The sequence below is a fragment of the Rhizobium sp. NPDC090279 genome, from assembly GCF_044769665.1.
Classification (GTDB): domain Bacteria; phylum Pseudomonadota; class Alphaproteobacteria; order Rhizobiales; family Rhizobiaceae; genus Rhizobium.
On the sequence record NZ_JBIVYI010000013.1, the window covers coordinates 1 to 25420 of the forward strand.

Genomic DNA, 25420 nt, shown 5'->3' on the forward strand with positions numbered 1-25420 from the left:
GCCGCGCCAGAATGGCCCGGCTTCAACGCCAGCAGTGGCGGCTAGACCGAGCATGCACTAACATTAAGCCCGGATCACCCCATGGGGGCAGACCAGGGTCATGAGGATTACACCCGCAACATGGCGACCGGCGCTTCGACTTCGGACCTAGCCGTACTGCTCGTTGATGCGAGGCATGGAATTGTCCCCCAGACTCGACGGCACGCTTTTATTATTTCATTGCTTGGCATCCGCCATATAGTGCTGGCTGTTAACAAGATCGATCTCGTTGATTTCGATCAGTCTGTCTACGATCGTCTGCGCGTCGAATTTGAAACACTCACTCTCGACTTTGGTTTCAAAACGATAATGGCGATCCCGCTGTCGGCACTCCGAGGCGACAACGTCAGCCGAAAATCATCACGTATGCCATGGTATACCGGACCTACGTTGATTGAGTACCTAGAGACTGTTGATGTTGAACAGCAGCGCTGCGAAAAGCCTTTCAGAATGGCCGTCCAGTTGGTAAATCGACCGAACCTCGATTTTCGCGGATACTCCGGTACAATTTCTTCAGGCCACGTAGCAACCGGTCAACAACTTTTGGTGGCAAGATCGGGGAAGATATCGACAGTAACGCGAATTGTTACCTACGGCGGGGATCGATCGGAGGCCAGTGCGGGGATGTCCGTAACGATTACACTCGCCGACCAACTTGACGTTAGCCGCGGCGATTTGCTCGCAGCTTGCGATTCCCGTCCCACTGTGGCGGATCAATTTGATGCCCATCTTATTTGGATGAGCGAAGAACCTCTTTATCCGGGGCGCTCCTACCTTCTGAAATGTGGATCGAAGACGACCACTGCCAGCATTACCGCGATTAAATACAAAATAAACATTACCTCATTTGAGCATCTTGCTGCTAAGCAATTGGAACTCAATGAAGTAGCCGTCGCCAACGTGGGGCTTTCTGAACCAATTGCCTTCGACCCCTACTCTGAAAATAGCAGAACTGGCGGATTTATTCTTATCGATCGTTTTTCGAACGCGACCGTCGGCGCGGGGATGATCAACTTCGCCCTCCGCCGTGCGGCCAACATCCATTGGCAGTCAGTCGAAATAACCAAGGAGAGTCGTGCGAAACTGCTAAGGCAACGACCCGCCATTATTTGGTTTACGGGCTTGTCCGGTGCAGGCAAATCCACAATCGCTAATCTAGTGGAACGGAAGCTGCATATGCGCGGCCTGCACACCTACCTCCTCGACGGAGACAACGTCCGCCATGGGCTCAATCGCGATTTAGGTTTCACTGAGGTTGATCGAGTTGAAAATATCAGGCGTGTAGCCGAAGCCGCCAAACTATTTGTCGACGCTGGCTTAATCGTCCTCGTATCATTGATCTCTCCATTTCGAGCAGAGCGACAAATGGCCCGCGAGATGGTTCGAGATGACGAGTTTATCGAGGTTTTCATCGACACGCCAATTCAGGAGTGTGAAAAGCGAGACGTAAAAGGCCTCTACGCAAAGGTCAGGGCGGGTACTCTCCGCAATTTCACTGGTATTGATAGCCCTTACGAACAGCCAACGACACCCGACATACATGTCTTAACGGCCGACTCAGCGGCTGAGGAGGCGGCAGAGAGAATAGTACGTTATCTTTTCGAAAGATCGTATTTTTAGACACAATCCTTGCGTTATCTTTTGCTGCATTGCGGGTTTCGGAAAAGTCCAGACAGGATTTCCGGTAATCTCCGGACAAAGTTGGAGTACACCCTTAGACTGAGACAAGGAAAATCGTGAACGGCACCCGGGCATTAAGCTATGCCGCCTTTTCCATCTATCGTCGACTTGAATGCTTCTGCTTGTATTCTTCCGGCGTGACATAATCGAGCGCCAAATGTAGGCGCTGCGTGTTGTAAACCGTATCGATGAAAGCGCCGATGCTGACCTGCCAACTGAAGTTTCATCCGGCTGCAATTAGAGTCTCTGCAGTATTTGATATGCCAAGTGACGTAGTGGGAGCAACCGGCGGAAACGCGAAGCTTCCACATTGCGTAGCGTTGGAGCTGGTTGTGGCGATGGTTCCGGCATGGTCAGCCAGGGTCCGGTATCCGAGCGATGAGTGCGGCCGGAAATTGTTGTCATCGTCGTCCCATTCCGCAATAGCGCTGCGGACATGATCGAGACCAAAGAATAGACCTTCATTGAGCAGCTCGTCGCGCATGCCGTCACTGAAGCTCTCGACATAGCCGTTTTGCATTGGCCTTAGCGCCGCGATGTAGTGTCATTCGACCTTGTGATCTTTCAACTAGGCAAGGATGGCATTCAAGGTCAGTCGGTCCCGTTGTCTGAGACAATCATGCCGGGGCTGCCCCGTCGCTCGATAAGCGTCGTCAGTTCTCGCGCGACACGGCGACCTGAGATCGACGCGTCCAGAATCGCCGCCAAGCATTCGCGCGTAACGTCGTCGACCACATTGAGCACGCGGAAGCGTCTGCCGCAAACGAATTGATCGTGAACAAAATCCAGCGACCAGCGGGTATTTGCCTTTGCTTCAACGAGGATCGGCGCACGCGTGTCAAAAGCACGCCGTCGGACCTTCCGCTTTCGAACGGAAAGACCTTCCTCGCGATAGAGCCGATAGATACGATTGACGTCGGACGGCTCTCCATCTCGCCGAAGCAAGATGAGCAATCGACGATAGCCGAACCGGCGGCGCTCATTGGCCAGATCGCGCAACTTCGCGCGCAGCTCGACCTCCGGCGGTCGAGAGGATCGATAGCGGGTCGCCTTTCGGTCTGCGGAAATGATCCGGCAGGCCCGCCGTTCCGGAAGGCCCATGATTGTCTTCAGGTGCGCGACAGCGTCACGCTTGGCGGCAGGCCCTACCATTCTTTGAAAGAAGCTCGCGGAGTGCGGCTGTATCCAGCATCTGTTCGGCGCGCAGTTTCTTCAGCTTGGCGTTCTCGTCCTCAAGCGCCTTTAGACGCTTAGCCTCAGACACCGCCATGCCGCCGTATTTGGCCTTCCAGTCGTAAAAGGTCGCTTCAGAAATCCGGTGCCTATGGCAAAGATCATCCGCTTTCGCTCCGGCCTCCTGTTCCTTCAGCACCGCAATGATCTGCTCTTCTGTAAATCTCTGCTTCTTCATAGGTTCGTCCTCGATGGGCCGCACTCCAATTCATTCTGAAGGAAATTCTCAGTGGCAGGTCACAGATGACCCTATGTATCTGTGATGATATGACGTTTACGTCGTTTGATTTTCTTCCCCACATCGAAGCCGCGCAGTCCGCCGCTCTCCGTGGTCTTGACAAGTTGGCAGTCGATGACGGCAGCGGTCGGTTCGGCATTGCGGCCCACAAGCAACCGGCTCGCTTCAACCAAAACTTGCTTGATGATGTCAAATGCGACGCTGTCGCGAAGCAGGTAGAAATAATGCTGGACGGTCGTGAAAGGTGGAAGATCCTTTGGTAACAAAGCCCATTGCAATCCACCGGTCGTAAGATACTGGCACGCTCCACACCTCGGGCATCGGCGTCTCACGTGAGCGGCCGCAGCGCTGCCGGCAGGCAGAAAGGTTCAATCAGCGCCCATTCCGCGTCGGTAGAACCACCTGCATACCGCAAGGCTCTTCTGTCATGCTGCAACCGGGTGATTTTGGTCCAAGCCATTCGATCCCCCTTGTCTTCACAAACAACAGGGGATCACAACCGGCCGAAATCACGTACTTTAATTTTCGTTCCGCCTCTCAGGAGGCATTGGCTCCCGCTCTGCCTTCGTTCTCCCTCGTCGTACCATAGCCATTAAACATCATAACCGATTTCACGCATTGCCGGAGCTGCGACGTCAATAATGGCCTTGGCAGTTTCCGGCTCAACCTTTTCTTGCCATTCGTTGATCTCACCAGTTCGGTAGATTTCAGGTTGCTTGGTTCTTAATTTGTCCACGTCATAGACGGCAGCCTCGACCTCCAGCAAATCCTCGCGACTGTGATAGATTCCCAGTGCCTTAAGAGTAGTCTCCATCGTCCGCCCAAATTCATTTTTCAATTTCTCATAAAGGACAACGCTATCGGGCTTGTCGGCCACCCACTGCAGGTTTTGACGAGACCAGTTTTCGGCGAAGATTTGCGGGTTGATGCCCATTGACCAGCCGGGCCGAAAGTGTTCGAGATAGTGACGAAGCGAGTTGAAAACTGCTCGCGGGTCCCGGACGATCACAACGACTTTTGCGTTGGGTATGTGCTGCCGCATGATACTCACGGCGAAAGGATGCAAATCGGCGCGGATGGTTCCAAGTTCGGGGGAACAGGGGTAAGCGCTCTTCTCTCCGAGATACCCACCATTCAAAGCTCTCCATGTGCTCTGGCAAAGCTCTCTTATTGCTAAATCCCTGGCACAATCAGACAAAGACGCACCGTAGGTTTTCGTGTGCACTGTAAGGTCGCTGAATATCTGTGGATAATACCATTCTGGTTTGCAAAACGGAACGAATTTGTCGAGGCAATCGCGTAGCCAAGTTGTTCCCGATTTTTGGGTTCCAATGATAAATGTTGGATCAGATGTTTGCATTTTCAGTCCTTTGTGAGTTCACGTTGAACCGCGACTTTTGTGACTCATCAAGCTAGCTAGCATAGCTGATTTGCGCGAGCAGTTTCTTGCGAAAGACTTTGGCCGGTGGTCGATAGCCAAGGCATTTGCGGGGTGTCTCGTTGAGCCATTTGCAAATCGCCATCAGATCGGCTTCTGTGACCGACAATGGATACACCTCTCTCGAAAGCCATTCCGTACCCGATCATTGGTATTCTCGCCAGTGCCTTTCTGCCACGGCGATTGCAGGTCGCAGAACCGGGTTTGGGTGCCGATGCTCGCTTGGAGATTGGGCCAATCGATGAACTCCGTGCCACAGCCGAAGGTGATCGAGCGACGGGCAAGATGGGGTAGGGCCTTCAGGGCCTGTATGAGACCATCCATGACCGGACGTGATTGACGGTCGTTGTTACGCAGGAAAATCGCAAATCGGCTAGGTCCTGTTGACAAAGGAGGGCAACCATATCTTTGCAGCAGCCATGGCGAGAAATGCTGAGAAGGATTTTCGAGTCTTGTCGTATCGGGTCGCCACGCGACGGAACTGCTTCAGCCGGTTGAACATCCGTTCGATGCGGTTTAGATCCTTGTAGGCTCGAAGGTCGTAGGCAGGCGGTCTCTTCCAGTTGGCCTTCGGCGGAATGACCGGCCTGATCCCATGGATCAGCAGCTCCTCGCGCAGGAAATTGCCGTCATATCCTTTGTCGGCAAGAAACAACCTCGGCTTGCCGACCGGTATTGCCAGCCGATCAGGAACGGCACTGTAGTCCAAAGCCTCTCCGCCGGTCAGGATAAAGCCGAGAGGACGTCGCTGACCGTCTGCGAGGGCGTGGATTTTCATCGTAAAGCCGCCGCGTGATCGACCAAAAGCCTCCTGATAAGTCCCGCTTTAGCGCCTTCAGCCTGAGAGTGGCCGCGAACAGTGGTGCTGTCGATCATGTGTTGCCAGTCATCCGTCAGCCCCAGTTCGACGAGGGTTTTCAAGGACGGCGTCCCACACGCCCTGTTCGGCCCAACGGCGAGAGCGCATATAGACGGAACTCCACTTTCCGTAGCGCTCACCCATGTCGCGCCAGGGGCAACCGACCCGAAGAACATGCAGCATGCCGTTTAGATATCGCCGATTATCGTGGACAAGCCGGGACTTTCTCCCGCGTTCCGTCGGCAACAGCGCTTCGATAATCCGCCATTCCACATCCATCAGGCCGCAGCGAGCCAAAACGCCGCCTAAAAGAAGTCTTGAATCACGGTCCTCCCGATTTGGGAATCCACTTTACCAACAGGGCCTAATATTTATCGCTCTAAAACAAGCCTCTTTCTGCTTGCTACAAAGAAGTCCATTCCCGCCCTTGCCGCTTCAGCCCAACAAAAAGCGCGGCGAGTTGACTAATATAGTTTCGCTACACTTATCATTATGGAGTAAAATTGCAACAATACGATCAGATAAATTGATTTATTGCTAGATCTGGATTATTTTTAATAATTTATTCCAGAAATACTACAAGCCCCAGCGAAGCCATCGGTTTCTGCGTCTAAATAAAATCCCTCGATATTAGCTATTTTTGAAGTTCTCGGCACGAATACGTTACAACGGATTCGCCTCGAAGTAAGCAGAGGTTCTTCATTTTGACGCTCACAAAGACCACGCCGTTGTCTCACCCAAACACTTCAGCATCCGCCAACAAAGGCTGTTGCTGATCCTTGGGAGAGAGCGTCAACCCATCCCCATCGGTGATCTTCCAGTCGATGGCGATCTGCGGATCGTCCCAGCGGATGCCGCGGTCGCTCCCCGGGGCGTAGTAGTTGGTGGTCTTGTAGAGAAATTCCACGTGGTCGCTCAATGTCAGGAAGCCGTGGGCAAAACCTTCGGGTATCCAGAGCTGGCGCTTGTTGTCCGCGGAGAGAAGAACGCCGACCCATTGCCCGAATGTCGGGGAGGATTTGCGGATATCGACCGCGACGTCATAGACTTCGCCGACCACCACCCGCACCAGCTTGGCCTGGGCATGCGGCGCCAGCTGATAGTGGAGACCGCGCAGGACGCCTCGTCCCGATCGGCTGTGATTGTCCTGCACGAAATCGGCGCCGCGCCCGATCGCCTGCTCGAACTTCACCTTGCTGAAGCTTTCGAAAAAGAAGCCGCGATCGTCGGCAAACACCGCAGGCTCGATGATCTTGACGTCGGGGATGGCGGTATCGATGGCTTTCATTCGTCGTCCTGCTCGGATTATTCGCACGGGAGATGCTGCGGCATGGAACACGCCGCAACGGTTAAAATATCTGCTCGCGCAAGATCCCGAGGAGATATTGCCCATAGGCGTTCTTCTTGAGCGGATGCGCCAGCGCCTCGACGTCGGTGGCGCTGATCCAGCCGCTGCGATAGGCGATCTCTTCGGGGCAGGCAACCTTTAGTCCCTGCCGGTTCTCGATGGTGGCGATATAGTGGCTCGCCTCCAGCATCGATTCATGCGTGCCGGTGTCGAGCCAGGCATAGCCGCGCCCCATGGTCTGCACATCCAGCTGCCCGGCGTTCAGATAGCGCACGTTGACATCGGTGATCTCCAGCTCGCCGCGCGGCGACGGACGGATGGATTTCGCCACCTCGACGACACTTTCGTCGTAGAAATAAAGGCCGGTGACCGCATAATTGCTCTTCGGCACCCTCGGCTTTTCCTCCAGGCTGATTGCCCGGCCCATCGCGTCGAACTCGACCACGCCATAGCGATGCGGGTCCTGCACGTGATAGGCAAAAACGGTAGCGCCAGCTTCCTTGTCGTTCGCCTCGTGCAGCAATCGGGTAAAGTCATGCCCGTAGAAGATGTTGTCCCCCAGCACCAGGGCAGACGGCGCGCCATCCAGAAATACCTCGCCGATCAAAAATGCCTGGGCAAGGCCATCCGGGCTCGGCTGCACGGCATAATCGAGCTTGATGCCCCATTGGCTGCCGTCGCCAAGCAGCTGCTCGAAACGAGGCGTGTCCTGCGGCGTCGAGATGATGAGAATCTCGCGAATACCGGCGAGCATCAAGGTCGTCAGCGGATAATAGATCATCGGCTTGTCGTAGATCGGCAGGAGCTGCTTGCTGACTGCAAGCGTCAGCGGGTAAAGGCGCGTTCCCGATCCGCCGGCGAGTATGATTCCCTTGCGAGCTTTCGTCATGGTCAGGTGTCTCGTCCTCAATCCGTCTATCTATGTCTTATCGGCTCGGGGCTGTGACCGTGATCGTCATCGACCTGCGGCTCTCAATTCCCCGTGGCCAGCAGTCTGGCCAACACATCATCAACACCCTCCTGCCAGTGAGGAAGGGCGATATCGAAGCGATCCATCAGCTTTTTACAATCCAGCCTTGAATTGGCCGGGCGTCTGGCAGGGGTCGGATATTCAGCGGTCGTGATCGGCTTCAGCGCGTCCAGGGAAAGCGCAAGCTTGACGTCCGCCGCCAATGTCTGGTGAACGATATGGGCGGCATAGCCATGCCACGACGTGCTGCCTTGCGCGGTCAGATGATAGGTCCCCGAGAGCGCGTCAGGGGCCTGCGAAGCGGCAATGCGCTCGATCACCGCCCGCGTGACCTCGGCAATCAGGGCCGCCGAGGTCGGCGCACCCACCTGGTCGGCAACGATGTTCAATGCGCTTCTCTCACCCGCCAGCCGAAGGATGGTCTTCAGGAAATTGCTGCCGTGATGGCCATAGACCCAGCTGGTGCGCAGAATGGCATGACGCGCGCCGGCTGCGCGCACCGCCTCTTCCCCGAGCCATTTGCTTTCACCATAGACGGACTGCGGATTGACGGTATCCTCTTCCCGATAGGCATCGGCTTTCGTGCCGTCGAAGACATAATCCGTGGAGTAATGGACAAGCCAGGCGCCATTATCCGCGGCCCAGCGCGCCAATATCCCTGGAGCTTCGGCATTGACCGCCGTCGCCAGCTCCCGATCGCTTTCGGCACGATCCACCGCCGTATAGGCAGCTGGGTTGACGATGATGCCGGGCTTGTGTTTGCGAAGAGCGGCCAGGATGCTTGTCTCACTTGCAAGATCCATGTCTGCGCGTGTCAGGGCCACGACGTTCCCTAGCGTGCCGAGCGAACGCTGCAGTTCGAAACCGACCTGCCCATTGGCGCCGGTGACCAGAATGGCACTCAAAACTGGGCCTCGTATTGCTTGCCGACCCATTCGCGATAGGCGCCGCTGGCGACGTTGCGCACCCAGTCCTCGTTTGCGAGATACCATGCGATCGTCTTGCGAATACCGGTCTCGAACGTCTCCTTGGGCTTCCAGCCGAGTTCGCGCTCGAGCTTGCGCGCATCGATCGCGTAACGCCGGTCATGACCGGGCCTGTCCTTCACGAAGGTGATCTGATCGCTGTAGCGGCCGCCATCGGCCTTTGGCCGGAGCTCGTCGAGGATCGTGCAGATCGTCTGCACGACATCGAGATTGGGCTTCTCGTTCCAGCCGCCGACATTATAGGTCTCGCCGAGCTTGCCGGCTTCGAGCACGCGGCGGATGGCACTGCAATGGTCTCGCACATAGAGCCAGTCGCGAATCTGCTGGCCGTCGCCATAGATCGGCAGGCTCTTGCCCGACAGCGCGTTCAGGATCACCAGCGGGATCAGCTTTTCAGGGAAATGATACGGGCCATAATTGTTGCTGCAATTGGTCGTCAGCACCGGCAGGCCATAGGTGTGATGCCAGGCACGCACCAGATGGTCCGACGCTGCCTTGCTGGCGGAATAAGGGCTGTTCGGCTCGTAGCGATTGAGCTCGTTAAACGGCGCGTCATCCTTCGACAAGGTGCCGTAGACCTCGTCCGTCGAGATATGAAGAAAGCGGAACGCCTCCTTCTCATTCTCCAGCAAGCCATCCCAATAGCCGCGCACCGCTTCCAGCAGGTTGAACGTGCCGACGATGTTCGTCTGGATGAAGTCGCCAGGGCCGTGGATGGAGCGGTCGACATGGCTCTCGGCTGCGAAATTGATCACCGCACGCGGCCTGTGCATCGACAGCAGATCGCCCACCAGCTCACAATCGCCGATATCGCCATGCACGAACACATGACGGTTGTTGCCCCTCAGCCCCTGCAGCGTATCCAGATTACCGGCATAGGTCAGCTTATCAACATTGACCACCGTCTCGTCATGCAGCCCAAGCCAGTCAAGAACAAAGTTCCCGCCTATAAACCCGGCGCCACCCGAAACCAATATCGTCATGAAAAGCCCGTTCCTGCGCTTAGCCACATCATAAAACTTTAACCGTGGCACTTATCGATAAGCAAGAGACGACGGCTGGAAAATAATCCTATCACAAGGATGCGATACAAACTCCGAAGAAGTCACACCAATCTTCTGAGCGAACAGTTATCCCAGTTGCCGATTGGCTTCAACCTCTTAAGACCAAATCATGCAACCTGTGATCACAAATGCGAGATGAATTCTGCAAGATAGACGAACCGGCATCATGAATGGGCATGATCAGCTACCAAATACTCAAATGTGGCCCCGGCTTCTCACTCACAGCCGATGGTCTACAAAATACCACTGATCCGGATAGGAGCGTACCATTGGTTCGATAACGGCATTCAGATGGGCGACGTCGTCAATTGCATGTCCTTCTGTCCCCTCCGCTTCAGGCAGCCTCAACGGCGTCACAGCCCGCAGCAAAAAACTCGCGCCTTTCTCCCGAACAAGATAGAGCGGATAAATCAGTGCATTGGACTTTCTGGCCATACGGGCGATGACCGCATAGTTGCCTTCTAGATGGGCAGGCCGGCCGAAGAATGGTGCGCGGATATGGCCACCGAAGCCCTCGTCGCAGAACATCAGCAGGTTGCCGCCGTCCTCCAGGATTCTTAGAGCGGGACGCACGAAACTACGGCCTGGTTTCAAGATGCCGAGGCCCGCGCCCTTGCGCAGTCGATTGACGATATAGTGACGTGAGCGGCGTTTGGGCGGATCGTAGTTCATGGTGACGTCAAGCCCCATGTCGAGAAGGCAATGCCAGAGCACTTCCCAGTTGCTGATATGCGGCGCGATGAAGATCACCGGCCCCTCGCTGCAGCGCTCGACTAGGTCTTCCGTGCCGATCTTGCGGACATGCCGACGAGCCAGTCTCGGCACGACGGAATATTCCGCCATCTGTCGACCCTGGGAATCGGCATAAGCCTTGAGAAGGCTCCCAAGCTCCGCGTCGCTGAGCTCGGGTCTTATCATCTTGAGATTGGCTGCGGCGCGCGCATAGGCGTCCTTGTGGAAGCGCGGCGCCAGAATACGCCCGAGCCAGCCGCCGAGATCGGAGCAGACGCTGGCTGGCAGTAGCATGAAAGCAAAATAGAGGAGGAGATCTACGGCATTGTCGATATTTTCATGAAGCCAATAGCGTAGAAAAGCCTTGCGCCGGTCGCCGCCTGACAGAAAGTCGTCAAAGGGAGGTGCCTTCGGAGGCTCGTAAGTCCACGCCTTGCGCTTGGTCGCAACGACTTTTTTCTCAGTCTCGTCCCCGGTTGACATTCCTAGCGCCTATGTAACGTCACTGGCATGCCGTCGCGTGGACGGAGTGTCAGGCGGCATTGCGGCTGGACCCTATGCCCTTCCTTGATCCGCACGCGAAAACGCTGGGCAAGGATTGCCAGGCAGAGGATTGCCTCGGTGAGACCGAATTGCAGGCCCGGGCATACGCGCGGACCGGCGGCAAAAGGAATGTAGCTGTAGGGCGTCGGCCGCGCATCGCCGAGGAAACGCTCCGGGTGAAAGCGATGCGGCTCGGGAAAAAGCGAATCCGTCCGATGCAGTATCCATGGTACGATCAGAATCAGCGCGGCTTTCCGCACCTTCACGTCGCCGATCTGGTCCGGCTCGGCCGCCTGCCGCGCCAGGATCGGCACCGGCGGATAGAGGCGCAGCGTCTCTTCGATGACCGCGCGGCACCAGTTGAGGTTGGCGACGTCCTCGATCGAAGGGACCCGATCGCCGCAGACAGCTTCGATTTCCGCATGGATGGCCTCTTCCACCCAGGGCGCGCCTGCAAGCAGATACCAGGCCCAGGTCAGGGTCGCGGCGGTGGTTTCGTGGCCGGCCATGAAAATCGTGGCCGCCTCGTTTCTGAGCGCCACGACGTCGAGCTTCAGCTCAGGATTGCGCTTCTGCCGGCGGATCAGCAATTCGACCATCGAGCTGTTGTCGCCCTTGCCGGCCAGATGGTCTTCGATCACCTGGTCGATGATGCGGTGAATGCGTTTGACCGACCGGCTCAGGCTCGGCGTCTTGATGATCGGCAAGCCTTCGTCGAAGCCAAGAAAATAGCCAAAATTGACGGAATCGACCAGAGACTGGTATCTCGCGAAGCCTTCCGTGACGGCGTTGGCGCTTTCCTCACCGAGATCGTTGCCGAAGATGCTGCGCGAGATGATCTCGGCCGTCAGCCCCGCCATCTCGAACAGGGCATTGACCCCTGCGCCCTCGCCTAAGCTTTGCCAGCGGTCGGCAAGCTCGCTTGCCGTATTCCGCATGATCGCGCCAAAGGCCGGCACGCGGTTCTTGTGCACGATGTCCGAGACCAGCGGCCGGCGCTGCTTCCATGTCTCCTTGTCGGAAATGAACAGCCCGTCGCCCAGCAGATATTCCAATGCACGGCGCATTTGTGGCGTCTTGCGCTCGAAATTCTCATGGCGCTTGGCAACCACATGGCGGATGGCATCAGGCGAATTGACGATGATAAGCTGACGGCCGAGAAGCTTGAACTCTGCCACATGCTCGCGGTAGTCGTTACGACGCCAAATCGACAGGAAATCGCTGCGCGCCTGCAGCATCAGCTTCAGCGGCTGCCCCGGCCTGCCGCCATAATAGGCGGCGTGAGCCGGCTCGAAATACCGCGACGATTGATCGGCGTGTTCGACGATTTCGGTTTTTTGATCAAGCCAGGCCAGCATAGCGGTGCAGAACTTTCGCGCCTTGCGGCCGGTGACAATGAGTGGGCGCTATGACGCCCGGTCGCGCTCACTATATTCATTTCGCAACCGCAGAAAAGCCCCGCTACGCCGAAGTGGAGGCTCTTCTTTCAACTTAAAATCGAATAGCTGCGGCTAGAGATTTTCCAGCATAAACAGTTCATCGAGCGTTTGTCGCCGACGGATCAAACGATGCGCTTCGCCGTCGATCAGGATCTCAGGCGCGTAGAGGCGGCTATTATAGTTCGACGACATCGTGGCGCCGTAAGCGCCGGCGCCGTGGAACACGAGATAGTCGCCGACATGGGCTTCGGGCAGATCGCGCGTTTCTACCGTACCATTGTCCGTCTGCGTGAAAACATCACCCGACTCGCAGAGCGGGCCTGCGACAACGGTTGGGAAGATTGTTCCGGCGGCACTGCGGGGCGTCTTGCCCGGGATAATGGAGATATGATGGTAGCTGCCATACATGGCCGGCCTGGCAAGATCGCTGAAACCGGCATCGACAAGCACAAATCGGTTGCGGCCCATCATCTTGACGGCCCTCACTTCGGCAAGCAATACGCCGGAATCCGCCGTCAGGAAGCGACCCGGCTCGATCTCCAGCCGGATCGAATGGCCGAAATGCGCTTCGATTTGGCGCCGTGCCTTATCCCAGAGCGAAAAATAATGCGCGGGATCGATCTCCTCCTCGCCGTCCCTGTAGGGCACGGAAAGACCGCCGCCGGCTGAGATGGCTTCGATATCGACTTCAAGCGCGCGGCAGAAATCAATCATCGCGCCGCAGACGCGCTGCAAATGTCCATAGTCCACGCCGGAGCCGATATGCATGTGCAGGCCGACGAGCTTCAGCGAATACTGGCGCGTCAGCGCCACAGCCTCCTGCAGCTGCTCGAACCAGATGCCATGCTTGCTGCTTTCGCCGCCGGTGTTGGTCTTCTTGCTATGGCCATGCCCGAAACCGGGATTGATGCGGAGCCAAACTCTGTGGCCAGGCGAACGCTCTCCCAGCTGGTGCAGCATGTCGATGGAGCCGATATTCACCTCGACCTTGTCGGCAATGACGCGGTCAAGGGTTGGCCGATCGAAGACATCGGCGGTGAACACGATCTCCGCGGCTCCCGACGCATTGCCGGCAGAAAAGCCCGCCCGCATCGCCCGATCGATCTCACCGAGCGATACGGCATCGACCCGTACCCCCGCTTTGCGCATCTCCTTCAGGATATGAATGTTCGAACAGGCCTTCTGCGCATAACGAATAACATCGAAAGCAGAGAGTTGTGCAATGCGGCGGCGTATCGCGGCGGCGTCATAAATCCAGAGCGGCGTTCCGTAGTCGGCGGCAAGCGCGCTCAGTGTCGCATTCGAGGGGATGGTCATCTTGTCTCAATCGGTCAGGGCGGGAATAGGTCAACAATGGATAATAGTATGGGCGGAGCAGCAGTGCCACTCCGCCCGTCTAGCAATACAGAGCCAGCAGCGCGCGTCTAGCGTTTTGCTGTTACGAGTGCCTGCTCGATATCGGTAATGATTTCCTTGGCCGCGTGCAGCCCGACATTCAGCCGGATCGTGCGGTCGCTGACGCCAAAGCGCGCAAAGACGTTGGTCTCGGGCGAAATGCTGAGCGCCGCCTTTGCCGGCACCACGAGGCTCTCCGGCCCGCCCCAGCTGACGCCGATGCGGATGAGGCGCAGTGCATCGACGAAATCGGCCACATCGATACGATCCGAAACCTCGAAGGAAAACAGCCCGCCAAAGCCGCTGAAGGTGCGCTTTCCAGGGTGCTCGCCGAGTGCCGGGTGCATGACATCGGTCACATCTTCATGGGCATTGAGCCAGGATGCTACCTCGAGCCCTGCCTCATGATGATGGCGCATCCGGAATGGCAAGGTCTCCAGATTGCGCAGCACTAGCCATGCCTCGAACGGCGCAAGCTTTGCACCCGTATAGGGGTAGATTTCGCTGTTGATCCGGTCGATATGCGTCTTTGAGCCGGTCACAAGCCCTGCCACCGTGTCGCTCTGCCCGCCGAGATATTTCGAGGCGGCATGGATGACGATATCGATGCCGACGGAGAGCGGCTTCTGGAAGAGTGGCGTTGCCCAGGAATTGTCAACCATCGTCACGACGCCATGGCGGCGGGCCGCTTCGGCGATCGCAGTCAGATCCTGCAATTCGAACACCATCGATGTCGGATTTTCGAGATAGGCGAGCTTGGCGCCAGGAAGTGCCGCAAGCATCGCTTCCGTATCCGTGCCATCAATGTAATCGACGAGGATGCCGAAGCGCTTCAACACCTTTTCGAAGAAGCGGAAGGCATCGCTATAGACGTGACGCACGGTAACGATACGGTCGCCCGGTCCGACGAAAGCGAGAACTGCGGCGGCAATGGCGCCCATGCCGCTCGAAAAGGCACGCGCCTCTTCCGCACCTTCCATCTCGGCGATCTTGCGCTCCAGAAGACGCACGGTCGGATTGTCGCCACGCGAATAGATCGGCTTCTTCGAGCGGCCGGCGAAGACGTCCTCAAGCTCCTTGTAGCTATCGAACAGAAACAGCGATGTCTGGTAGATCGGCGGTACGGCCGCATTGAATGGATCGTCGCCGGGCGGCATCAGCGCATCGGGGATGGCGTGTCGGTAGGCATCGAATCTCGGCGTCTCGTTCATGGCGGTCCTCATGGTCAGGGGTGAAGTGTCGATTGGCCAGCCAGGCGGCCCGGCGCATCCGTCGGCAGAATGGCGAGCCATTCCCGCCAGCCGACGAACCCGCCGAGGATGGCGGCAAGGATGGCAGCGGCGGCGGCGGCGGTGGAGACGCCGGCAAAGCCCATCCAAAGCGGCAGCAGGAGCAGAAGCGGGATCAGCAGATAGCCCTGCGGCGCAAGCCCTATGAGCGCGGACAGGCCAGCCCTGCCCCGCGATTGCAGCATGACGAGCAGGACGGATTGAAAGGCAGCAAGCGGAAAGATCGGAAAGAGTGCCCGCAGCCATACGACCGCCTCACCGACAACCTCAGGACTATCCGTGAACAGGCGCGCGATCGGCTCGGCGGCCAAGAACAGCAGCATGGAATAGAGCAATGCAACGGGTATCGTCACGGCCAGCATGAACCGGATGACGGCCTTCAATCGCTCGGCGTCGCCGGCGCCAAAGGCATGGCTGACGACGCTCTGAGCTCCGAGGCAAAAACCGAACAACGGGAGCTGACCCAACGTCATCAGACGGATGGCGATTGCCGTTGCGGCCACGCCTGCGTCGCCACCGTGAACGGCGGCCTCCCGCATCAGCACCAGAAAACCGAAGCCGGTGACGATGCTTGTCGCCGCCGCGGGAACGCCAATCCGGGCGATCGGCCGAAGCAGCCGCCAGTGTATCGCCCCGCCGGTCACATTCACCCTTCCCCACCCACGCAGGAAATAAGCGACATAACATGCAAGGGCTGCAACGGAGGAAACAATCGTCGCCAGCGCCGCGCCGGACGCACCGAGCTTGAAGAGGAAGATGAAGACGGGGTCGAGAACGGCGTTCAAGGCGAAACTGGCGATCAGGACGATCATCGAGAAGCGTGAATTGCCCTCGGCGATTGCGATGAAATCGCAAATCGCCTGCAAAAGTCCAAGCGTCAGGCCAAAAGCCAGTAGCCGGCCGTAGTCGAGCCCGGGAGCCAGGAGATTGTCGCTGGCGCCGAGTGCGCCGACGAAATCCGGCAGGCCGAGATAGATCAGGATCGACAGGAGGATGCCAAGCGGAATCGTCGCGGCAAGCGCCGTTGTCGCGACCGAAGACGCGGCTTTGAGATCGCCCTCGCCGAGATGGCGCGCCAGCAGCGTGGCAAGTCCGATACCCAACCCTTGACCGGCTGCAGCGACGAGCAGAAACAGCGGCATGACCAGACTAATGCCGGCCAGCACATCCGGTCCCAGGGCCCCCAGAAAGATCGCGTTGATCGCGTGATGGCCGGCGCTGGCAGCCAGTCCAGCCACCGCCGGGAGCGCGACCGCAAGAACGAGCCGCCGGATGCGCGGATCGTTCATATCGACGGCTGTTTTCATCAGGCGCCCCGCACCAGCGAGCCAAGAACCGGTTGCCCATCCTCCTCGGACAGACCGGTGAGATCCGGCGACAGCAGCCGATCCACGAAGAAGCGCTCGCGCAGGAGCATGACAAGCAGCGCCTTCTTGTGCGGGAACTGAATATGCTTGACCTTCGCGAAGCCGGAACGGTCGAGATTGCGGATCTGTTGGGCGTGATGATGGATCGGTTCGCCGACGATGCGGCGGGTGCGCGGATCGGCCAGGAACATATAGTGCATCAGCGACGGCAACCAGGCGCTGACAAAGGCCTTTCCGCGATAATCATCTTCGCCGATCGCCACATGCCAGCCGCGGTCATAGCCATCGGCCTCATAGTGTGGCCCGATCCTGTCTTCCTTCGCCCAATAGAGCTCGAAGTAGCCGAAGGGCACGCCGCCGAACGTTCCGATCAGTGGCAGCGTGCGCGGATCGGCAAGGCGGCCCGCAATGAAATCGCGGTGATAGGCAAGATCACCGCTGTCCTCCCATATGGCGGCGACCCTCGGGTCGTTCATCCAGCGATGGAAATGCGGAAGATCGGCCTCGATATCGGCGACATGGAAGCCAAGCTGCGTGCCGAGCCAGGGGATGAAGCGGCTATAGACACGACCGGCGGGCTTTGGCGGCCGCTGCGGATGAAGGACACCATTCGTCAGGATCGGCACTTCCGGGTAGGACTTGGGCGCGCTTCCGAGCCATGACCTTGCCTGCTGGAAGAAGGATTCGGGCCGCACGATCAGGCGATCGCCGCTGCGCTCGATCGCACCCGATTCAAGCAACCGCCTTGCAAGATCATCGTCGGCAAGCTGGATCTCGAAGCAAGTCAGTTGCGGATTGCACGCCAGAATGGCTTCCGATACGGCGTTGACGATGTCTTCGGCAGAGACTGCCGGGGAGATTGTATCGAATGTCAGGAGATTGGCGGCAGGGCCCGACAGATAGCCGGCGGCGAGCTGTACGCCGTGATGCTCGACGCGGACGCTTCCCGGTACCGGCCCCGCCGATACAACGAGCGGCTGGCCGCAAGCGAGCGCGCTGCTCGCAAAACCCGGTGCCGGCAGGCGCAGATCAAAGGATTTCTCCGCCGTCCTATCGCTCATGATCGCCAGGGAAGCATCCATATTCCATCTCCACATGTCCAGAACAACGCCGGCCGAGATCGGCAAGCCGAGCACAGCGCTAATCCCGCAGAGACGAACGGCGGTGGCGAGAATTCAAAATATTTTCCGAAAAATATTTTTTGATAATCTCCTGAATTTTCCAAAACTCCGTTCGTCATGCAGCTACGTCGACGTAATTTTCGGAGTATCTGAGTTTATCGACGCCAGAAGACCAGAAATACAAATCAGTTAAACTTAATATCTGTCATAGATATTGAGATGTATACGTTATTGTATTTCTGTTGATTAAATATGTATTTCAGTACACTCAGGGAGAATGGCGAAGAAATGACTGTCCATGATCGGAATGCCAAGGCAGCAAACGACGCGGATTACCTCGCCAAAAGCTCGCTATCGCCAGCACAGTCACGTATCTGGCTCTTGTCGGAGACAGGTAACGAAGGCGTCTACGGACGACAAATACTCGCGATTGCCTTCCCCTCCGTCGCTATTGCTGCAGCGCGCGACGGCCTTTCAAGGCTCTCGCGGCAACATCCTCTTATCACCTCGGAATTCGAAGCACGGGCAGGCGGCGCCGTCCAACAGATCCTGAAAAACGACTGCTTCGTCGACATCCTTGAGACAGAATTGGCTGCCGACGACAATCTGGATGAGGCGCTGACCACGGCCGCCTCGACCGAACGAGCCCGCCCCATAGACCTTACAGACGGCAATCCGGCCCGCTTCATCCTCCTGACCCGGAACGGACAAGCGATCGCTGCGCTATTCTCCCTACACGCCATCCTCGGCGATGCCGCAGCGCTCGACCTGCTTGCGACGGATTTCCTTCGCAACATTGATAGTCAGGAACCGCTTGATATTGCAGAGACGACGCTGCCTGATGCGGCGTCGTGGCTGACTGGCAATGGTGCGCCGCGCAATCCCGCGCCGGAACTGGTGGACTTCTGGTTCCAACGGTTGGCGGCACAGGAAAACATCGCATCGCTCCTGCCGCAAACGTCGACTGGAAAGGACATCGTCGACGAGAGCTGGTTCGAACATGTGCTTGAAGCGTCTGTGCAGTCGAGCGCAGACACCTCGCGCGACATGCTTGCCGCCCTCGGGATCACCTTGCGACGCCATTCCGGATACGCCACGCAAAGGATCGGCCTGGTCACGCGGCCAGAGAGGCAGAAAATCGCCGCCCGCAGCGAGGATGTGCTGATCCTGACTGCGGATCTCAACGGCACCATGACGCTGGGGGGCGTCCGCGCGGCTTTCGGCGCGGAAATCGGGACAGCCACCCGGCAATGCCTGCCCTTTGAGGCCCTTGCCGACGCCTTGGTCAGACGCGACGAACTCTTTGACACGACCGGCCTCGTCAAGACACTCCTCGATGTGCGCCCGCCCCTGCGCTTCCTGCACGCGACGTCGAATGAGGCCGCGATCCACAATCCCGTGGGGCCACCCGCGCGCCGTGACGCCGATCTGGTCATCACCGTTTCACCGGCATCTGCCGACAAGCTTCGCATCGGCATCGGCTTCGATCCCCAAAAGCATGATCGAAAGCAGATCAGCCGCTTCGCCCGCGACCTTGCCATCGCGCTTACGCAGCTGAACGCCAATCCCGCCGCGCAGATCAGGCATATCCCCTTCGTCTCGCCGGAAGAATTGGATAGGCTTTCCGCGCCCTACCCCGACGCACCGGAACCGGATGACGGCACGCCGATCCATGAAGTCATCTCGGCCCAGGCGAGACGGCGACCGAATGCCTTTGCCGTGGCGCAGGGCGAGAAGTCGGTGACACATGGCGAGCTCGAGCTTGCGGCCAATCGACTGGCACATCGCCTCATCGCGATGGGGATCGGACCGGAGAAGCGGGTTGCCATCGCGCTTGAGAAATCGATCGACGCGATCATCGCCATTCTTGCCGTGCTGAAGGCCGGCGGCGCGTTCACGCCGGTCGAGCCGGATCATCCGGAGGCCCGCAACCGCCATATTCTGACGGCACCCGGTCTGTCGCTCGTCATTTCCCGCAAAAAGCACATCGCGAACCTGCCGAACGATATCGGCACGCCCTACCTCGATCTGGATGCTATCGACCTATCTTCCGAAAGCGCCGAAGCGCCGGTCACGGCCATCGCCCCGCAGCAGCTTGCCTATGTGATCTACACCTCCGGCTCGACGGGCGTGCCGAAGGGCGTCGCGGTCGAGCATGGTCCTTTGGCGCATCATTGCAAGGCGACGCTGCGCATCTACGAGATGAGCGAGGCGTCCTGCGAATATCCTGTCCTTCCCTTCACCTCCGATGGCGGGCATGAACGCTGGATGGTGCCGCTGATGGCGGGTGGCGGCGTGGTGTTGACGCAGGACAAGCTTGCGACGCCGGAAGACGCCTTCGCGATGATGAAGCGGCACGGCGTCAACAATGCGAGCCTTCCGACGAGCTATGTCCGCGGCCTTGCCGAATATGCCGGCGAGAACAGCGAAATACCGCGATTGCGGCTCTACTCCTTCGGCGGCGAGGCTCTGTCGCAGGCCGTGTTCGACATGATCACCGAAAACCTGAAGGCGCAGTTGCTGATCAACGGCTATGGTCCCACAGAAACGATCATGACGCCGATGATCTGGAAAATTCCGGCGGGAACCCGCTTCGAGGGGACGGTCGCGCCAATCGGCCGTGGCGTCGGGGATCGGCGCATCTATGTGCTCGATGCCGATCTAGCACCTGTTCCGGTCGGCGTGATCGGCGAAATCTACATCGGCGGCAGCGGTCTGGCGCGTGGCTATCTCGGCCAGTCGGAGCTGACGGCGGACCGCTTCATCCCCGATCCCTTCTCGCAAGACGGCAGGCTCTATAAATCCGGCGATCTCGGCCGCTGGCGCGAAGACGGCATCGTCGAATTCGCCGGCCGCGTCGATCACCAGATCAAATTGCGCGGCTTCCGCATCGAGCCCGGCGAGATCGAAGCCGTATTGCGCTCCGACCAGCGCGTCGCCGAGGCGGTTATCCTCCTGCACAATGAAGGCGGGCGCAGCTCTCTCGTCGCCTATGTCGTGCCACGCGAAGGCGAGAGCCTGAGCGTGACCGAGCTGCGCCGCGCCGCCATGACGGCCTTGCCCGACTATATGGTGCCGCAGACGATTATGCTGATCGATGAGCTCCCTATGGGACCGAACAGCAAGCTCGATCGTGCCGCCCTTCCTGCACCGCGTATCGAACGCGAGATGGTGGCACCGGCCAATGACAAGGAAAGAGCGATCCTCGAAGCCTGGAAGGATATTCTCGATATCGGCGATATAGGCGTCACGGAGAATTTCTTCGATATTGGCGGCCAATCGCTGATGGCCGTGCGCATCGTCTCGCGCCTGAAGATGCGCCATCCCGAATGGCCGCTGTCGATTGCAGACATGTTCAACCATCCGACGGTGCGCGATCTGGCGCTGGCGATCGACGGCAGCCGCGACGAGACCGGCGTCGATGTCGTCTATCTCCGTCGTAACGGTGACCGACCGGTGCTCTATTGCTTCCCGGGCCTCCTTGTCAGCACGCGCGAATATATGCGCCTCGTCGACTATCTCGGCCCGGAACAGCCGGCGACCGGTTTCATCTGCTATTCGCTGACCGAAACCAAGACGCTCAGCACCCGCGTCGAAGACATCACCGCGCGTTATGCCGAAGCCGTGCGCAGACAAGCCAATGGCCGGCCATGCGCTTTCCTCGGCTGGTCATGGGGCGGTCTGCTTGCCTATGAGGCGGCCCGCCAGCTTGGCAGCGACATCGATCTGCGCATGATCGGCATGGTCGATGTCTGCGACATGGACGAAGAGTTCACCGTCGGCATCATGCCGCGCTTCGACAACGGCATCCGCGAGCGCACCCATGCCGCCGTACAGACCTGGCTTGCAACGACGCCGATGCGCGAGGATTGGAAGAGGCTCTTTGCCGCCATGAACGAGGAGGTCTACGAACAGTTCCTCCACCATGTCGTCAAGCATAACGTCAAACTGCCGACGGATGGTCCGGATATCGGCTCGGAAGAGCATACGTTCTGGATTCTCATCGACAATGCGATGATCTTCCGAAACTACCGCCTGGAGCAGTCCGATTTCCGCATCCATGCTTTCGCGGCCGAGGATTCCCTGACCCGCGCGCTCAACGTCATCGACTGGCGGCGCTATTCGCCGAATGCCACGGCCTCGGAGATCGTCACCGGCACCAACCACCTGACGATCATCGGCAAGACGCCCTTTCATCAGCGCTTCGCCCGGCGGCTCGATCACGCTTTTGCGCCGGGACCGCTGTCCACAGCCATCGTCAAGTAACCCCCCTCTTCGACATTATTCTGGAGCTGCATCATGACATCGCACGTGCTCGACCTCGCCGGGGCCGGAATTGGTCCGTTCAACCTCAGCCTTGCCGCTCAACTCGATTCCATCCCGCAACTTTCGGTCCGCTTTTTCGAACGGCGCCCATCCTTCTCCTGGCATCCGGGAATGATGCTGCCAGGCGCGGAGATGCAGACATCCATCCTCAAGGATCTGGTGACCGCGACCAACCCGACAAGCCCCTGGAGCTTCCTCTCTTATCTTGTTGCGCATAAACGCTTTTATCAGTTTCTCAATGCGGAATATGAAGCGGTCCCTCGTAAGGAATTTGCCGATTATCTCGGATGGGTCGCTCGCGGACTGACGTCGCTTCGCTTCGGCGCAAGCGTTCGCGAGGTTCATGCCAATGACGGCGTTTTCTCCATCACCACCGGTGACGGTGCAATCGATGCTCGCAACCTCGCCGTCGGCGTCGGCAAGATCCCATCTCGCCCTGCCTGGGCCGAACAACTGCCGAAATCCATGACGTTCCATAGCAGCGAAGCCACGCAGCGCCTTGGCGATGTCAAAGCGCCACGCGTTGCCGTCATTGGCGGAGGACAGAGCGGCGCCGAGATCGTTGATGCGCTTCTGGACTTGAACGCCGTCTCGACCGTTCACTGGATCAGCCGCCGGCCGAATTTCGAGCCGCTCGACGCCACGCCCTTCACCAACGAGCTCTTCACACCAAGCTATATGGAGCGCTTCCACGGCCTGCCGGAAGAGCTGCGGCTCATCCATACGCGCCGACAGGTGCTGGCAAGCGACGGCGTCTCCGCATCGACCCTGAAAAAGCTCTATCGTCGCCTCTATGAGAGGAAGCTCGAGGCGGCGGCCGGCACGGATCACGGCATATCGCTGCGCCCGTTCCGCGACGTCATCGCCGCCGAACAGGATGGCCCCGAAATCGCGCTGACCATGCGCAATGGCTTCGATAACAGCATCGAAACGCTGGTCGTCGACATGATCGTGCTGGCTACCGGCTACCGCTTCGTTCTTCCTGAATTCCTGCATTCGCTCGAAAATCGTATCGAGCTCAGCTCCATTGGCGAGCCGGTGCTGGAAAGCGACTTCTCGCTGGCATGGGACGGTCCGCGAGACAACCGCATCTTCGTTCTCAATGCCGGGCGCCACAGCCACGGCATCGCCGAACCGCAGCTCAGCCTTGCCGCGTGGCGCAGCGCCGTGATCGCCAACGCATTGCTTGGCCGCCAGCATTTCGATCTCGATCAGCTCGACCCGATCGTCCAATGGGAATCACATGGGCCATCGTTAGACCTTCCCTCTCACATGGGACAGGCAGCGGAATAGGTGGAGACCGACCAATCGGCGGAGCAGAGGGCGCAGGTGGAGCTTCACAGCCTGCGCCTGCCTGACGGCCCACCCTTACCAGTTTCGATACTGAGCGAGACCGAGAAGAACCGTGCCGCAGCATTCCGATCATGCGCGGCAAGGCGTCTCTTCGTCGGTGGGCGGATCTTATGTCGCAACATCATCGGCAATCTGGTCGGCAGCGCGCCGCAAGCACTCTCTGTTGCAATTACCGCTTCCGGCAGGCCGTACCTGCGTGATTACCCCGATATCGACTTCAATCTCTCGCACACGAGAGACCGGATAGTGCTCGCGATTTGTCGCGGCGGCCGCATCGGCATCGATATCGAACGCCTCGATGCATTTTCGGAGAAAGAGGCCGGCGAGATCATGCCGATGATCCTTTCCGAACTCGAACTCAATCAAGTGCATCAGTTGGATACGCGACATCGCCACGAGGCTTTTCTTGCCTGCTGGGTTCAGAAGGAGGCGGCGCTGAAATGCTTTGGCCAGGGTTTCTTGGCCGACCCGCAAAGCGTGATATTGATGCCCGGAAAGACAACCTTTAGCTTTGAAAGCCAGGTGTCTGGTGAACCGATTTTCATCCGCTCCGGCCGGATTGGTGGCGAAGAAACCGGGGATTTTCAATGGGCTATCGCGACCTCAAAGGCTGCGGCAAAGCCGCAATGGCAGCATCATAAAAACGGGATTTTCTTATAGACCATATAGAAAAATCTAAATAAAATCAGTTATATAAGCCATAATTTAGCCAATGCTGCACTTTTCGACTCCGCTATCTTGACTATTATTATCATGTTTTATAGGGTCCCTTTCAAAAAAGAGGGGCACACAGAAATGCAACTTTGGATTTCAGCGAGAGCCCGACATGATTGCCAACCATTCGCAGTCGACTTCCAATGAGCAACTCCAAACAGCACTTCACGCCTATCCGAAGCTCCTCTCCGTCGCGCGCAGGATCACGGGCTGCATGAGCTTGGCCGAGGATGTCGTGCAAGAAGTGCTCCTGCAGCTGGTCTCCAAGCCGCTGAAGGAGGATATAGCAGCGCCCGCACCCTACGTGATGCGCATGGTGCGCAATCTGGCGACGGATCATATGCGGAGGCTGCAATATGAGCGCGGCCTGTTCCTCGACGAGGAAGTCGGCGGCAACACCTCCGCCTATGGAAGCCCCGAAGAGCATCTTCATGAGGCCGAGGCCTATAAGGCTTTCCGTTGCACGGTCGAATCCATGCCCGCCAGAACCCGCAAGTTCTATGAGGAGCATTATTTCGACGATGTCCCCCAGAACATCATCGCCAAGGAGGCAGGCGTATCCTGCGCGCTCGTATGCGGCCTCCTGCGCGAGGCGCATTCGCGTTGCCTGGCCGCCATCGCGCTCGAGGCCGATCATGGTTGCGCCGCCGGCAGCGGTCACAGACGAAACCGATCGACGCGTGTGCGGGAGATGCGGGCTTGATGGCGGGTTGCCGCCATCATCCGCGAGCTGATCACCGGGAAAGGACGGGATAAATGCAGGAAACCGTGGAGATAACCGAAGCCAAGGGCGCAATCTGTCGTGAGATCATGTCGGAGCTGACGGATTGGTTCACCGACCCAGATGTCATCGAAGCCTGCGCAGGGGCTGTCGAAACCCTGCCGATGTTCGGTTGCGTCGAGGCGGATACCGTAGCCGGCTTCGTCGCGCTGCGCGCCCACCCGCCGGCGGCGATGGAGATTCTGGTGATTGCGACCCGCCGCCGATATCATCGCAGCGGCGTCGGTAAAAGCTTGCTGGCTGCGGCAGAGGCATTCGCCCGTTCCACCGATTGCAAGCTCCTGACGGTGAAGACGCTTGCTCCGCGCGGCCGGAGCGAACCGCAATACGAAAAGACCCGCTCTTTCTATGACAGGAACGGCTTCATCCGAGCCGAAATATTTCCGACCCTCTGGCGTGAGAGCGATCCGTGCCTGTTCTTCGTCAAACCATTGACGTCGATCAACTAACGCAACCACTTCGGCGGCATTCAGCATTTCAGGAAGCCGGTGCGCTTCAGCAGGAA

20 protein-coding genes and 3 pseudogenes are annotated in these 25420 nt (G+C 58.3%); 6 read left to right on the forward strand and 17 right to left on the reverse strand.

The window, feature by feature from the left end; translation table 11 throughout:
* Nucleotides 1-81: 81 nt before the first annotated feature.
* Nucleotides 82-1659 (forward strand): adenylyl-sulfate kinase, encoded by a 1578-nt coding sequence (cysC, locus tag ACIQWP_RS27005; protein ID WP_402794147.1) that lies wholly within the window; start codon nt 82-84, stop codon nt 1657-1659.
* A 283-nt stretch (nt 1660-1942) separates the two neighbouring features.
* On the opposite strand, the pseudogene ACIQWP_RS27010 reads toward cysC, so the two are convergent.
* From ACIQWP_RS27010 to ACIQWP_RS27090, 17 genes and pseudogenes are all read right to left on the reverse strand, one after another.
* Nucleotides 1943-3130, reverse strand: a pseudogene (locus tag ACIQWP_RS27010) (IS3 family transposase).
* Between the two features lie 74 nt (nt 3131-3204).
* Nucleotides 3205-3650 (reverse strand): annotated as a pseudogene (locus tag ACIQWP_RS27015) (transposase); the annotation flags it as partial.
* Between the two features lie 132 nt (nt 3651-3782).
* Nucleotides 3783-4550 carry a sulfotransferase family protein gene (locus ACIQWP_RS27020; RefSeq protein WP_402794149.1) on the reverse strand — a complete coding sequence of 256 codons (768 nt, stop codon included), beginning with the start codon at nt 4548-4550 and terminating at the stop codon, nt 3783-3785.
* Between the two features lie 52 nt (nt 4551-4602).
* Nucleotides 4603-5009, reverse strand: a pseudogene (locus ACIQWP_RS27025) (IS30 family transposase); the annotation flags it as partial.
* A complete protein-coding gene (locus ACIQWP_RS27030; protein WP_402794152.1) occupies nt 5002-5406 on the reverse strand; it encodes an IS5 family transposase in 405 nt (134 codons plus the stop codon). The gene ACIQWP_RS27030 and the pseudogene ACIQWP_RS27025, both read right to left, overlap by 8 nt.
* The gene (locus ACIQWP_RS27035) at nt 5403-5549 is read right to left on the reverse strand and encodes a hypothetical protein (RefSeq protein WP_402794547.1); all 147 of its coding nucleotides are present in this window, start codon (nt 5547-5549) and stop codon (nt 5403-5405) included. Before ACIQWP_RS27035 ends, ACIQWP_RS27030 begins: the two co-directional genes overlap by 4 nt.
* On the reverse strand, nt 5515-5766 hold the full coding sequence (locus ACIQWP_RS27040) for a transposase (RefSeq protein ID WP_402794155.1): 252 nt from the start codon (nt 5764-5766) through the stop codon (nt 5515-5517). The genes ACIQWP_RS27035 and ACIQWP_RS27040 overlap by 35 nt, the downstream gene beginning before the upstream one ends.
* Before the next feature lie 454 nt (nt 5767-6220).
* A complete protein-coding gene (gene rfbC, locus ACIQWP_RS27045) occupies nt 6221-6775 on the reverse strand; it encodes a dTDP-4-dehydrorhamnose 3,5-epimerase (RefSeq protein ID WP_402794158.1) in 555 nt (184 codons plus the stop codon).
* 61 nt (nt 6776-6836) lie between these two features.
* Nucleotides 6837-7724, reverse strand: coding sequence for a glucose-1-phosphate thymidylyltransferase RfbA (gene rfbA / locus ACIQWP_RS27050; RefSeq protein ID WP_402794161.1), 888 nt, complete (start codon nt 7722-7724; stop codon nt 6837-6839).
* Nucleotides 7725-7807: 83 nt separating this feature from the next.
* Complete coding sequence (gene rfbD, locus ACIQWP_RS27055) at nt 7808-8710, reverse strand: dTDP-4-dehydrorhamnose reductase (protein ID WP_402794163.1); 903 nt, start codon at nt 8708-8710, stop codon at nt 7808-7810.
* Nucleotides 8707-9774, reverse strand: a complete 1068-nt coding sequence (gene rfbB, locus ACIQWP_RS27060) for a dTDP-glucose 4,6-dehydratase (protein ID WP_402794166.1) — start codon at nt 9772-9774, stop codon at nt 8707-8709. Before rfbB ends, rfbD begins: the two co-directional genes overlap by 4 nt.
* 300 nt (nt 9775-10074) lie before the next feature.
* A complete protein-coding gene (locus ACIQWP_RS27065; protein ID WP_402794169.1) occupies nt 10075-11070 on the reverse strand; it encodes a lysophospholipid acyltransferase family protein in 996 nt (331 codons plus the stop codon).
* 2 nt (nt 11071-11072) lie between these two features.
* A complete protein-coding gene (locus tag ACIQWP_RS27070; protein WP_402794172.1) occupies nt 11073-12488 on the reverse strand; it encodes a cytochrome P450 in 1416 nt (471 codons plus the stop codon).
* A 153-nt stretch (nt 12489-12641) separates the two neighbouring features.
* Nucleotides 12642-13886, reverse strand: a complete 1245-nt coding sequence (gene lysA / locus ACIQWP_RS27075) for a diaminopimelate decarboxylase (protein ID WP_402794175.1) — start codon at nt 13884-13886, stop codon at nt 12642-12644.
* A 107-nt stretch (nt 13887-13993) separates the two neighbouring features.
* Nucleotides 13994-15175, reverse strand: coding sequence for a PLP-dependent transferase (locus ACIQWP_RS27080; protein ID WP_402794178.1), 1182 nt, complete (start codon nt 15173-15175; stop codon nt 13994-13996).
* A 14-nt stretch (nt 15176-15189) separates the two neighbouring features.
* On the reverse strand, nt 15190-16560 hold the full coding sequence (locus tag ACIQWP_RS27085; RefSeq protein ID WP_402794180.1) for an MATE family efflux transporter: 1371 nt from the start codon (nt 16558-16560) through the stop codon (nt 15190-15192).
* Nucleotides 16560-17702, reverse strand: a complete 1143-nt coding sequence (locus ACIQWP_RS27090; RefSeq protein ID WP_402794182.1) for a GNAT family N-acetyltransferase — start codon at nt 17700-17702, stop codon at nt 16560-16562. Before ACIQWP_RS27090 ends, ACIQWP_RS27085 begins: the two co-directional genes overlap by 1 nt.
* A gap of 327 nt (nt 17703-18029) precedes the next feature.
* Here ACIQWP_RS27090 and ACIQWP_RS27095 point away from each other — a divergent pair, with 327 nt between their 5' ends.
* From ACIQWP_RS27095 to ACIQWP_RS27115, 5 genes are all read left to right on the forward strand, one after another.
* Entirely contained in the window at nt 18030-22007 is a 3978-nt protein-coding gene (locus tag ACIQWP_RS27095) for an amino acid adenylation domain-containing protein (protein ID WP_402794185.1), read from the forward strand.
* 33 nt (nt 22008-22040) lie between these two features.
* Complete coding sequence (locus tag ACIQWP_RS27100; RefSeq protein WP_402794188.1) at nt 22041-23360, forward strand: lysine N(6)-hydroxylase/L-ornithine N(5)-oxygenase family protein; 1320 nt, start codon at nt 22041-22043, stop codon at nt 23358-23360.
* Nucleotides 23361-24080 carry a 4'-phosphopantetheinyl transferase family protein gene (locus ACIQWP_RS27105; protein WP_402794191.1) on the forward strand — a complete coding sequence of 240 codons (720 nt, stop codon included), beginning with the start codon at nt 23361-23363 and terminating at the stop codon, nt 24078-24080.
* Nucleotides 24081-24246: 166 nt separating this feature from the next.
* Nucleotides 24247-24837: a sigma-70 family RNA polymerase sigma factor gene (locus tag ACIQWP_RS27110; RefSeq protein ID WP_402794193.1), complete on the forward strand. Its 591-nt coding sequence runs from the start codon at nt 24247-24249 to the stop codon at nt 24835-24837.
* A 53-nt stretch (nt 24838-24890) separates the two neighbouring features.
* Entirely contained in the window at nt 24891-25364 is a 474-nt protein-coding gene (locus ACIQWP_RS27115) for a GNAT family N-acetyltransferase (protein ID WP_402794196.1), read from the forward strand.
* Nucleotides 25365-25420: the final 56 nt, after the last annotated feature.

Excerpts from the sequence above, each read along its gene's own strand:
- ACIQWP_RS27020 (WP_402794149.1), bottom strand. The coding sequence starts at position 4,550 with ATGCAAACATCTGATCCAACATTTATCATTGGAACCCAAAAATCGGGA.
- rfbB (WP_402794166.1), bottom strand. The coding sequence starts at position 9,774 with ATGACGATATTGGTTTCGGGTGGCGCCGGGTTTATAGGCGGGAACTTT.
- ACIQWP_RS27090 (WP_402794182.1), bottom strand. The coding sequence starts at position 17,702 with ATGGATGCTTCCCTGGCGATCATGAGCGATAGGACGGCGGAGAAATCC.
- rfbA (WP_402794161.1), bottom strand. The coding sequence starts at position 7,724 with ATGACGAAAGCTCGCAAGGGAATCATACTCGCCGGCGGATCGGGAACG.
- ACIQWP_RS27110 (WP_402794193.1), top strand. The coding sequence starts at position 24,247 with ATGATTGCCAACCATTCGCAGTCGACTTCCAATGAGCAACTCCAAACA.
- ACIQWP_RS27100 (WP_402794188.1), top strand. The coding sequence starts at position 22,041 with ATGACATCGCACGTGCTCGACCTCGCCGGGGCCGGAATTGGTCCGTTC.
- ACIQWP_RS27095 (WP_402794185.1), top strand. The coding sequence starts at position 18,030 with ATGACTGTCCATGATCGGAATGCCAAGGCAGCAAACGACGCGGATTAC.
- ACIQWP_RS27030 (WP_402794152.1), bottom strand. The coding sequence starts at position 5,406 with ATGAAAATCCACGCCCTCGCAGACGGTCAGCGACGTCCTCTCGGCTTT.
- ACIQWP_RS27040 (WP_402794155.1), bottom strand. The coding sequence starts at position 5,766 with ATGGATGTGGAATGGCGGATTATCGAAGCGCTGTTGCCGACGGAACGC.
- cysC (WP_402794147.1), top strand. The coding sequence starts at position 82 with ATGGGGGCAGACCAGGGTCATGAGGATTACACCCGCAACATGGCGACC.
- ACIQWP_RS27065 (WP_402794169.1), bottom strand. The coding sequence starts at position 11,070 with ATGTCAACCGGGGACGAGACTGAGAAAAAAGTCGTTGCGACCAAGCGC.
- ACIQWP_RS27070 (WP_402794172.1), bottom strand. The coding sequence starts at position 12,488 with ATGCTGGCCTGGCTTGATCAAAAAACCGAAATCGTCGAACACGCCGAT.
- ACIQWP_RS27085 (WP_402794180.1), bottom strand. The coding sequence starts at position 16,560 with ATGAAAACAGCCGTCGATATGAACGATCCGCGCATCCGGCGGCTCGTT.
- ACIQWP_RS27080 (WP_402794178.1), bottom strand. The coding sequence starts at position 15,175 with ATGAACGAGACGCCGAGATTCGATGCCTACCGACACGCCATCCCCGAT.
- ACIQWP_RS27115 (WP_402794196.1), top strand. The coding sequence starts at position 24,891 with ATGCAGGAAACCGTGGAGATAACCGAAGCCAAGGGCGCAATCTGTCGT.
- rfbC (WP_402794158.1), bottom strand. The coding sequence starts at position 6,775 with ATGAAAGCCATCGATACCGCCATCCCCGACGTCAAGATCATCGAGCCT.
- lysA (WP_402794175.1), bottom strand. The coding sequence starts at position 13,886 with ATGACCATCCCCTCGAATGCGACACTGAGCGCGCTTGCCGCCGACTAC.